Raw genomic sequence first — 1739 nt, forward strand, 5'->3', positions numbered from 1 at the left:
AAGATCAACACGCCCTAGTAATCGAGATTCGATTATAGGCCAGCGGCTGCAAATACTTGGTTAACAATCTCTTGAGCTTCTGCTTCGATTGCTTTCAGGTGCTCTTCACCCTTAAAGCTTTCACAGTAGATCTTGTAGATGTCTTCAGTGCCTGATGGACGCGCAGCAAACCAGCCGTTCTCAGTTGTCACTTTCAAGCCACCAATCGCAGCACCGTTACCTGGAGCGTGTGTTAAGCGTGCAGTAATTGCATCACCAGCCAACGTCTCAGCAGAAACCATCTCTGGAGATAGTTTCTTCAGCACGTCTTTCTGTGCACCATTTGCTACCGCTTGAATACGGTTGTACTTAGATTCACCGTGTTTAGCGGCAAGTTCTTCGTAGTATTCTTGTGGGTTCTTACCTGTCACTGCTGTGATCTCAGCCGCAAGCAAGCAAAGAATCAGGCCGTCTTTATCTGTTGACCAAGGCGTACCGTCTTTACGTAGGAAAGAAGCACCTGCGCTCTCTTCGCCACCAAAACCAAACTGGCCGTTGTATAAGCCATCAACGAACCATTTGAAACCAACTGGCACTTCACAAAGTTCGCGACCTAAGTCAGAAACTACGCGATCGATTAATGCACTTGATACTAGTGTCTTACCAACAGCAACGTCTTTACCCCAACCTTCACGGTTACGGTATAGGTAATCAATACAAACCGCTAAGAAGTGGTTTGGATTCATCAAACCTTTAGGTGTCACGATACCGTGGCGATCGTAATCTGGGTCGTTACCAAATGCTAGAGCGTACTCGTCTTTAAGCGCCAGTAAGCCTGCCATTGCGTATGGAGAAGAACAGTCCATACGAACTACGCCATCTTTATCTAGAGACATGAATTGGAATGAAGGGTCAACCGCTTCACTTACCAGAGTAAGATCTAGATTGTACGCTTTACCAATTTGACGCCAGTAATCAATACCGCTGCCACCCAGTGGATCAACACCAATCTTGATGTTTGCTTTCTGGATCGCTTCCATATCCACGACGTTAACCAAATCAGCGACGTATGGCGCGACTAGGTCAACTTCTTTTACTAGCTCAGACTGTTTAGCCTGTGCGATAGGCGTACGCTTAACACCTTGCATTTGCTCAGCAATGATCACGTTCGCACGGTCTTCAATCGCTTGAGTCAGTTCAGCTTCAGCTGGGCCACCGTGTGTCGGGTTGTATTTAATACCGCCGTCTTGAGGTGGGTTATGTGAAGGCGTGATAACAATGCCGTCGGCTTTTTTGTCATTCACTAGGTTGTGCGTAAGAATCGCGTGCGAGATACCAGGTGTTGGAGTAAAGCCGTTGTTTTCTTGAATAATAACTTCAACACCGTTCGCTACAAGCACTTCGATAACCGTAGAGAACGCAGGCTCAGATAGAGCGTGAGTATCTTTACCTAAGAAAAGAGGGCCAGTTGTACCTTGCTCGGCACGAACTTCAGCAACCGCTTGTGCAATTGCTAGAATGTGGTTTTCGTTAAATGTTGATTTGTCTGCTGTACCGCGGTGACCTGAAGTACCGAAAAGTACTTTATGATCTGGGTTCGTAGCATCCGGTTGCTGTAAGAAATAGTTAGCAACTAAAGCCGGGATATTATGAAGATCTTCCTGCTGAGCTTTCTGCCCAGCACGAGGGTGCATAGCCATTTTTCGACATCCTTATATATAAAATTTTAAAACAAAAAAACCTCATAATATCTTCTTATC

The 1739-nt window shown here is 45.8% G+C and carries 1 protein-coding gene; it reads right to left on the bottom strand.

The features are described 5' to 3' along the window. Positions 1-32 precede the first annotated feature (32 nt). A complete protein-coding gene (gene pgm, locus AB4507_RS22860; RefSeq protein WP_017061952.1) occupies positions 33-1679 on the bottom strand; it encodes a phosphoglucomutase (alpha-D-glucose-1,6-bisphosphate-dependent) in 1647 nt (548 codons plus the stop codon). Between the last annotated feature and the right edge of the window lie 60 nt (positions 1680-1739).

Origin of the sequence: Vibrio sp. 10N.222.54.A3 (genome assembly GCF_041474095.1) — a bacterium.
GTDB classification, from domain to species: Bacteria; Pseudomonadota; Gammaproteobacteria; order Enterobacterales; family Vibrionaceae; genus Vibrio; species Vibrio crassostreae_C.